Genomic DNA, 8,279 nt, shown 5'->3' with positions numbered 1-8,279 from the left:
GGCCCGCACCACGGATGGTGCGGGCCCCGTCCGTGCGTCCGGCGTCAGCGGGTCAGCAGGCCAGCGAGTCAGCGAGTCAGCGAGTCAGCGAGTCAGGGTGTTGCGCAGCCCGGGGATCGTCAGCGCCCCGCCGAACTGGCCCGCCTGGACGACCGTCACATCCGTGAAGAAGACCCAGGGGATATCCACCGGCGGCGGGGTCTCCGGGCTGAAGACCACCGGGAAGATCCCGAACAGATCGCCCCGCAGCTCCTCGGTGTACATCGTCACCGTGCCCTCGCGGATGGTGGAGGTCGACCCCGCCCGCCCCCGTACATGCATGGTGGTCTCCATCGGGTACTCCGCCCGCTGGTGCAGATCCTTGATGTCGACGGCCCGCGCGGTGAACTTCAGGGCCTTGCGCAGCTCGCCACCGGCCCGGCGGACCTCGACGATGCCGTGGTACTTCAGCCCGTACAGGCTCAGCAGCGAACTCCTGAGGATCCAGGGCCGCTCGGGGAGCAGGGGGATGCCCGGCTCGGTCTTCGCGTTGGCGAGGGCCTCGGGGTCGGGGGTGGGGCAGGGGAAGCGGGGCTTGGCGCCGTCGGGGATATCGGTGTCGGGTACGGGGTCGAGCCCCGTCCGGGCGGGATCCAGCTCCTCGGTGACGGCGCCGGCCCGGCGGGCGGCCTCCTCGATGGCGGCCTTGACGGAATCGCCCTCGTCGGCGCCCGCGCCCTCGTCGATGTCCGGCCCGGCACCCGGGTCCGCGTCGAGGCCCGCCTCCGAGCCCCCGTCCGGGTTCGCGTCCGGGTTCCCGTCCAGGTCCGCCTCCGCGTCCACCTCCCGGTTCCCGCCCGTCGTGGGCTTCGGACCGTCCCCCGCCGCCGTGTCCGGCCGGGCGGGCGATGGCGTACCGCCGTCCCTCCCACCCGGATCCCGGGGTTCCCGCGGGGTGCCGTCGCCGCTGGTGGCAGCCTGGGTGTCACCGGTCCCGTTCCGGCCGGTACCCGGTTCGGGCTGACGGAGGGCCGGACCGCCCCGGCCACCGGACCCCCCACCGCCCCCGGCCGCCGCGCCGTCCTCCGTAGCCGTGTCGCCGTTCCCGCCGGGCGACTCGCCGAGCGCGTCCCCGAGTCCGAGCTGATCGAGCAGTTCCAGGGGACCCCGGGGCCGCACGGCGGGCGGTGTGACGGTGGGCCGCTCACCCTCGGGGGGCGGCCCCTCACCCCCCGTACCGCCCTTCTCCCGATCCGCCGCCTCTTCTGGGGCCTCTGGGTCCTGTGAGCCCGCTGGACTCCCTGGGCTCTCCGGGTCCCGTACATCCTTCCCGTCGCCCGTGCCGCCCTGCGTCGCGTCCCCGGTCCCCGGGGCGGTCGCGTCCCCGGCCCCGGGGGCGGAGGAAGAGGGCCCGGGCCCCGACGGCGAGGGCGGCCCCAGCGGGTGCGCCGACGCGGACCCGGACGCCGAGGGCGACGGCGAGGACGGCGCCGAGGGGGAAGCGGACCCCGAGCCCGCCCCCGAGGGCTCCGGCGACGGCTCCTCCGACCGTGTCACACACGGCCCGGGAGCGAAGGGAATGTCCTTGTTCTCCGCCAGGGCGGGCCGGGGCGCCAGCCCCATCCCCATGATCACCGCCGTCGGCATCGCGGCCAGGGCTATCGCCTTCCCGGCGGGCCGCTGCAACCGGCTCAGCAGGGAGGGACGCGGAGCCGCGTGCCGTGGCCCTTTCCGGGGTCCGTGGTCCTCGCCCCCGGGCGCGCCACGGGAGGTGAGATCACCCGGCACTGTTCCTCCCGCCGTCGGCGTGGGCGGCTTCTCCCTCCGTACCGGCACCGGACCCGGGAGCGGCCGGGGCGATGGGCCCGTCGGCCCCGCCGACCCCACCGTCCGCGCCCGTGCGCTCACGCGTGTCAGCGGATCCGGCCGGCGTCTCGCCGGGACCCACCGGGCCCCGGCCCCGCTCGGCCGTTCCCACCACACCCGTCATCCCAGCGGCCCCAGCGGTCCCGGACGACCACACCACGCCCTCGGGCCCGGCTCTGTGCTCATGCCCGCCCGGCTCCCCCGCCCCTTCCGCGACCGGCTCACCTGGCGCCCAGGAGACGGAGAGGGCCCCGCCCAGCATCGCGCTCAGAAAACCCATCAGAAAGCCGCCGAAGTTGGCGACCGGGATCGAGACCAGCGCCAGCACGATCGCGGCGACCCCCGCGAAGACTCTGACGATGGCGTGGAACCACATCGTCAGCCCCAGGGTCAGCAGCAGGATGCCGATGATCAGCGAACCGGCGCCCGCCGTGGTCGACATCGCGATCGTGAGGTTGCCGAGCCGGATGTCGGCATAGGGGAAGTAGGCGATCGGAACGCCACCGAGCAGCGTGAACAGACCGGCCCAGAAGGGGCGGGTGCCTCGCCATGCCCGGAAACGCAGCCGCCAGTGGTGGAATCCGCGGGAACCAGTGGACTCGGCGCTCATCGAAAACAGCTCCCTGCAAGCGGTCGTGCGGTGGAGAGATGGTGAGTGGGGGGACGCGAGGCCGGGGGACGCGGGCGGGAGCGACACGCGGGACTCCCCCGCCCGCCCGGGGGCGTCACCGGTCAGCCGGTGAAGCACTCCTTGGTGCCCCGGTGCAGCTTCAGCTTGAGGTCGGTGAGCTTGAAGGTGCCCGCCGTGGTGGCCCACGCCTTCTGCTTCACCTTGGTGAGGACGACCTCCTCCGCCTGCTGGCCGAAGCCGAACTCGTTGAACTTCGTGCCGGGCTGGGCACCGGGCTCCCTGAGCCGACCCGCCGCGACACCGATGTCGATCTTCTTGAAGTAGGCGTCGGCCTCCAGGTCGGAGACATCGAGATAGAGACCGGTGGCCTGCACCGGCCGGCTGTCGTCGGTGCCCGCCGAGAGCACCAGGCTCACCGTGCCGATCAGCGGCACCTTCGGAGTGACGACCGACTGGCACATCGCCCAGATCTCCGCCTCGCGGAACCCGGACACCGCGACGGGGGCCGCGAAGTCCTTGCCGTTGAGGGTCTTGCCCTCCACATAGCTGCCGTACTGGATGAAGTCCTTGCCTTCCAGTCGGTCAGCGGTGACCTTGAACTCCTGGCCGGAGATGCTGAAGGACGCCGCGAGCGCCCCCTGGGCCAGACCGATGCCTATCGCGGCCGTCGCGGCCACGCTCGGCACCATGACCAGGGCGAACCTTTTCCATCTGGTTCCGCCACGAGCCACAGACTCCATGACTTTCCTCCTTCTCGGACGTACATCCCGGGTCCGGATTCGGGGTCCGACCTGGGATGGGAGAAGCGCTACGTCCTCGGGAAGGGGAGCGCCCGCGCCATCCGTCGCGTACCGCGTCCGGAACACCGGCGATCACCCCCGAGCGACAACCACTGGCCGCATCCGTGCCACGGGCGCGGCGCATATCGGACAGGTCCCGCCGGAGCGGGAACCCCCCTGTCCAGAACCGGCGTTGACGGCCGGTCCACTCGGCGGGGACCCCATGAGCGTGGCACGGCTGGGAGCCGGGCCGGTGCGCTATTGGACCGAGCGTCGCCGATCGTGGTGCATTACCGGCCGGGATACAAGGGGGGTCGTTACCGACTAGTAACGAACAGATAACCCGGCCGTGCGCGCCTGTGACCACGCGAGCACACAGGGTGCAGTCGATCAGACGCCCAGAAGGGGAGGAGGCAGCCCATACGCGGGCGGAACGGAGAGGGTGCTTTACTGCGAGTAACAGGCCCTTCGATTACCAAGTTTCGGTAAAGGAGGGCAACTTTTTGTCACCGTGTCGCCAAAACGGCGGCGGCACCCCTGTGCCACCGCCGCACTTCGCTCACCCGGGGACGGAACGGACCTCCGGACGGCGATCACTGGCGCGGAACCGACCCCGGGACCCGCACCCGAACGGGCCCCTCCGGCTCAGAAGAGCACCCGGGCGAGCGCCGAACGGGCCGAACCCACCCGCGGGTCGTCGGGCCCGACCACCTCGAACAGCTCCAGCAGCCGCAGCCGGGCGGTGTCGCGGTCCTCGCCCGCCGTACGCCGTACGGTCTCGACAAGACGGCCGAAAGCGTCCTCCACATGCCCGCCGACCAGATCGAGATCGGCCGCCGCGAGCTGCGCCGTCACATCGGCGGGGCGCTCGGCCGCCTCCTGGCGGACCTTGCCCGCGTCCAGGTTCTGGACCCGGGCGAGGAGTTCGGCCTGGGCGAGGCCCAGCTTGGCCTCGCTGTTGCCGGGGTCGTCGGAGAGGACGTTCTGGTACGCCCGGACCGCACCGCCGAAGTCACCCGCGTCCAGCGCCTCGACGGCGGCGGCGAGCAGCGCGTCATACGGTCCGGCGGGCACGGGGGCGGCGGCCTCCGGGGCGGTGCCGTCCGCGTCGACGGCGAGCCCGGTGAGCCCGAAGCGCTCCTCGGCGACCTGGACCAGCTGGTCCAGCGTCTGGCGGATCTGCTGCTCGGGCGCGGCACCCTGGAAGAGCGGCAGCGCCTGACCGGCGACGACCGCGAAGACGGCGGGGATGCCCTGGACACCGAACTGGCGCATCAGCGTCGGGTTGGCGTCGACATCCACCTTGGCCAGGACGAACCGGCCGTTGTACTCCCGCGCGAGCTTCTCCAGCAGCGGGCTGAGCTGCTTGCAGGGCTCACACCACTCGGCCCAGAAGTCGAGGACCACCGGAACCTCGGCCGAGCGCTGGAGGATCTCGCGCTCGAAGCCGGCCTCGTCGACGTCGATCACCAGGCTGGAGACGGGTACGGCGCCGCCACCACCCGTACGGGCGGCCTCGGCACGGGCCTGCTCCGCCTTGGTCTTGGCCTCTCCGGCCGCCTTCACCGCGGCGAGGTCGACGACGCCACTCATGGACATGTTCCTAGGCTGCATGAGTACATCCTCCCCCCTCCGCACGCCCTTGGGAAAAATGCGATGGTTTCCGGCCGCCGGGCCGGGGGTCCGGACCGGCCGCCGACCCTGCGGTATGGCGCGAGGTCCCCACCTCGCACCCGTGGTTGTCGCGGAGCCACCTGGGCTTTCGCTACGCGTCGTAGCGTAACTGCGGGTACCCCTGGCTGGCCAGATTCACCCGGTGAACTGACGCACAGCGCCTTGCCTACCCACCGGTATGGTCGCCGTCATGCCCCGCCGAGCCGACTCCCGAGCCGCCCGCACCGGACGCCCCCGCTCAGCGGAGGCCGACAGCGCGATCCTGGCGGCGACCCGGGCGGCGCTGGTCGAACGAGGCTGGTCCAAGGTGACCATGGGCGATGTGGCCGTGCGCGCGGGCGTCGCCCGGGCCCGCGCCTTCACCACCCCGCTGCTGTCGGGCCTGCCCGCGCCGCGCGGTTCCTGAGTACGCCTACGGGGGGGGGACCGCGTGTACGCGTACGCAGAGAACCGCGCGGCGCACGGCGTACGGAGAGCGGGGGTCACCCTCCGTACGATCAGCGCCGCTCACACGGGTCAGAAACCGGGCGGCTCCGTGTAGACACCCCACTCGTCGCGCAGGACGTCACAGATCTCCCCGAGGGTCGCCTCGGCGCGGACGGCGTCGAGCATCGGGGCGATCATGTTGGAGCCGTCCCGGGCCGCCGCGAGCAGCGCGGCGAGCGAGGCGCGGACGGCGGTGTCATCACGGCGGGACCGGCGCTCGCCCAGCAGCTTGACCTGCTCGCGCTCGACCTCGTGACTCACCCGGAGGATCTCCAGGTCCCCGGTGACCGAGCCATGGTGGACATTGACGCCGACGACCCGCTTCTCCTCCTTCTCCAGCGACCGCTGGTAGCGGAAGGCCGACTCGGCGATCTCCCCGGTGAACCAGCCGTCCTCGATGCCCCGCAGGATCCCCGAGGTCATCGGCCCGATGGGGTGCAGGCCATCGGGGTGGGCGCGCAGACCGCGCTCCTTGATCTGCTCGAAGATCCGCTCGGCGTCGGCCTCGATCCGGTCGGTGAGCTGCTCCACGTACCAGGAGCCGCCGAGCGGATCGGCGACGTTGGCGACACCGGTCTCCTCCATCAGGACCTGCTGGGTGCGGAGCGCGATCTCGGCGGCCTGCTCGCTGGGGAGCGCCAGGGTCTCGTCGAGGGCGTTGGTGTGGAGCGAGTTGGTGCCGCCGAGGATGGCGGAGAGGGCCTCGACGGCGGTGCGCACGACATTGTTGTACGGCTGCTGGGCGGTGAGGGAGACCCCGGCGGTCTGGGTGTGGAAGCGCAGCCACTGCGCCTTGTCCGTCTTCGCCCCGTAGACCTCGCGCATCCAGCGGGCCCAGATCCGCCGGGCCGCCCGGAACTTGGCGATCTCCTCGAAGAAGTCCAGATGGGCGTCGAAGAAGAAGGAGAGGCCGGGCGCGAAGACATCGACATCCAGCCCCCGGCTGAGCCCCAGCTCCACATAGCCGAAACCGTCGGCGAGGGTGTACGCCAGCTCCTGCGCGGCCGTCGCACCCGCCTCACGGATGTGGTAGCCGGAGACGGAGAGCGGCTTGTACGCGGGGATCGCCTGGGCGCAGTGCTCCATCAGATCGCCGATCAGCCGCAGATGCGGCTCCGGCGGGAAGAGCCACTCCTTCTGCGCGATGTACTCCTTGAAGATGTCGGTCTGGAGGGTGCCGTTGAGCACCGCCGGATCGACGCCCTGGCGCTCGGCGGCCACCAGATACATACAGAAGACGGGGACGGCGGGCCCGCTGATCGTCATGGAGGTGGTGACATCGCCCAGCGGGATGCCCTGGAAGAGGACCTCCATATCGGCGGCGGAGTCGATGGCCACCCCGCAGTGACCGACCTCGCCCAGCGACCGGGCGTCGTCGGAGTCCCGGCCCATCAGCGTGGGCATGTCGAAGGCGACCGAGAGCCCGCCGCCGCCCGCGGCCAGGATCATCTTGTACCGCTCGTTGGTCTGCCCGGCGTTGCCGAACCCGGCGAACTGGCGGATGGTCCAGGTGCGGCCCCGGTAGCCGGTGGGGTGCAGGCCCCGGGTGAACGGATACTCGCCGGGCCAGCCGATCCGTTCGAAACCCTCGTAGGAGTCACCGGGCCGGGGCCCGTAGACGGGCTCCACCGGATCACCGGAGAGCGTGGTGAAGTCGGCGTCCCGCTTACGGGCCGCGTCGTAGCGGGCCTGCCAGCGACGGCGGCCCTCCTCGATGGCGTCAGCGTCCATACTGTGAATTTACTAGGACGTCCTAGTAAATGTCGATGGGAGAACGCCGGGGGCCAGCGGCCCTCACGGCGTTCTGTACTAGACCCTCACCGGGACGAGACCTTCACCGGGTCGGCGGGGTCGTCGGTGATCAGCGCCTGCGCCTCCCGGCTGACCTTCGGCTCCACGAAGAACGAGGCCACCGGGATACAGCCCGCCGCCAGCACCCACAGCAGCTTGCCGAACGACCACTTGGCCTTGGTGCCCAGGTCGAAGGCGAAGATGACATAGACGATGAAGAGGACACCGTGGATCTGGGAGATCAACATGGTGTCACCGGTGCTGAAGCCGTACTTCAGGATGATGGCACCGGTGAAGATGAGGAGCCAGATGGCGGTGATGTACGCCATCACCCGGTACCGGGTCAGCACGGTCTTTTTCATACCCCGAGCCTAACCACCCGCCCACCCATCCCACCCCGGGGGGTCCGCCCCTCACCGAACAACACACCTAGCGGTCGTCGAAGTCCTGGGCGGCGAGGCGCAGGGGGCGCAGCATCGCGAAGATCTCCCCGCACTCCTCGGCGTCATACGCCGACAGCCCGAAGTCCATCGCCATCAGCTCCCGCGTCGCCACCTCCACCACCTCCCGCCCCTTCGCGGTGATCGACGCCAGCGTCCCCCGCCCGTCGTTCGGGTTGGGCCGCTTGTCGACGAGTCCGGCCCGTACCAGCCGGTCCACCGTGTTGGTCACGGACGTGGGGTGCACCATCAGCCGTTCGCCGATCTTGGACATCGGCAGCTCGCCGGCCTGCGAGAAGGTGAGCAGCACCAGCGCTTCGTACCGGGCGAAGGTCAGCCCGTACGGCTTGACGACGGCGTCGACCTCGGAGAGCAGGATCTGGTGCGCCCGCATGATCGAGGTGATGGCGGCCATGGAGGGAACCGGCCCCCAGCGCTGCTGCCACAGCTCGTCGGCGCGGGCGATGGGATCGAAGGGCAGACTGAGCGGCTTGGGCACGGGAACGACCCTACCGAGTGACGGGAGGGCAGGTGACCGATACCCCCATGATCCCCACAGCTCCCACCACACCCGTGCTTCCCGTGGAGCGCATGACCCCACGCCGCTCAGGACAACGCGGAGGCCCCGGAGCC

General features: G+C 71.1%; 7 protein-coding genes and 1 pseudogene. 1 reads left to right on the top strand and 7 read right to left on the bottom strand.

What is annotated here, in order from left to right; translation table 11 throughout:
- Positions 1 to 84: 84 nt before the first annotated feature.
- The 4 genes from ACFVIM_RS29605 to ACFVIM_RS29590 form a co-directional block, all read right to left on the bottom strand.
- Complete coding sequence (locus tag ACFVIM_RS29605; protein WP_384307658.1) at positions 85 to 1,158, bottom strand: hypothetical protein; 1,074 nt, start codon at positions 1,156 to 1,158, stop codon at positions 85 to 87.
- A 598-nt stretch (positions 1,159 to 1,756) separates the two neighbouring features.
- Entirely contained in the window at positions 1,757 to 2,455 is a 699-nt protein-coding gene (locus ACFVIM_RS29600; RefSeq protein ID WP_384307655.1) for a DUF6114 domain-containing protein, read from the bottom strand.
- Between the two features lie 122 nt (positions 2,456 to 2,577).
- Positions 2,578 to 3,216 carry a DUF6230 family protein gene (locus tag ACFVIM_RS29595; RefSeq protein WP_384307653.1) on the bottom strand — a complete coding sequence of 213 codons (639 nt, stop codon included), beginning with the start codon at positions 3,214 to 3,216 and terminating at the stop codon, positions 2,578 to 2,580.
- A gap of 684 nt (positions 3,217 to 3,900) precedes the next feature.
- On the bottom strand, positions 3,901 to 4,869 hold the full coding sequence (locus tag ACFVIM_RS29590) for a tetratricopeptide repeat protein (RefSeq protein WP_384307650.1): 969 nt from the start codon (positions 4,867 to 4,869) through the stop codon (positions 3,901 to 3,903).
- A gap of 238 nt (positions 4,870 to 5,107) precedes the next feature.
- Between ACFVIM_RS29590 and ACFVIM_RS29585 the strand changes: the two are divergent.
- Positions 5,108 to 5,290, top strand: a pseudogene (locus tag ACFVIM_RS29585) (TetR family transcriptional regulator); the annotation flags it as partial.
- 155 nt (positions 5,291 to 5,445) lie between these two features.
- On the opposite strand, the gene ACFVIM_RS29580 reads toward ACFVIM_RS29585, so the two are convergent.
- The 3 genes from ACFVIM_RS29580 to ACFVIM_RS29570 form a co-directional block, all read right to left on the bottom strand.
- Positions 5,446 to 7,146 carry a methylmalonyl-CoA mutase gene (locus tag ACFVIM_RS29580; protein WP_384307647.1) on the bottom strand — a complete coding sequence of 567 codons (1,701 nt, stop codon included), beginning with the start codon at positions 7,144 to 7,146 and terminating at the stop codon, positions 5,446 to 5,448.
- Between the two features lie 86 nt (positions 7,147 to 7,232).
- Positions 7,233 to 7,568, bottom strand: coding sequence for a DUF3817 domain-containing protein (locus tag ACFVIM_RS29575; protein WP_384307644.1), 336 nt, complete (start codon positions 7,566 to 7,568; stop codon positions 7,233 to 7,235).
- A 67-nt stretch (positions 7,569 to 7,635) separates the two neighbouring features.
- Positions 7,636 to 8,145, bottom strand: coding sequence for a MarR family winged helix-turn-helix transcriptional regulator (locus ACFVIM_RS29570; RefSeq protein WP_384307641.1), 510 nt, complete (start codon positions 8,143 to 8,145; stop codon positions 7,636 to 7,638).
- Positions 8,146 to 8,279: the final 134 nt, after the last annotated feature.

It is taken from the genome of Streptomyces sp. NPDC057638 (genome assembly GCF_042800315.1).
Lineage (GTDB): Bacteria > Actinomycetota > Actinomycetes > Streptomycetales > Streptomycetaceae > Streptomyces.
Note: the sequence above shows the minus strand (reverse complement) of the source record. Positions and strands in the feature narration are given on the sequence as shown.

What these genes read in the sequence shown, in the direction of transcription:
- ACFVIM_RS29600 (WP_384307655.1), bottom strand. Translation starts at nt 2,455, where the DNA reads ATGAGCGCCGAGTCCACTGGTTCCCGCGGATTCCACCACTGGCGGCTG.
- ACFVIM_RS29595 (WP_384307653.1), bottom strand. Translation starts at nt 3,216, where the DNA reads ATGGAGTCTGTGGCTCGTGGCGGAACCAGATGGAAAAGGTTCGCCCTG.
- ACFVIM_RS29590 (WP_384307650.1), bottom strand. Translation starts at nt 4,869, where the DNA reads ATGCAGCCTAGGAACATGTCCATGAGTGGCGTCGTCGACCTCGCCGCG.
- ACFVIM_RS29580 (WP_384307647.1), bottom strand. Translation starts at nt 7,146, where the DNA reads ATGGACGCTGACGCCATCGAGGAGGGCCGCCGTCGCTGGCAGGCCCGC.
- ACFVIM_RS29575 (WP_384307644.1), bottom strand. Translation starts at nt 7,568, where the DNA reads ATGAAAAAGACCGTGCTGACCCGGTACCGGGTGATGGCGTACATCACC.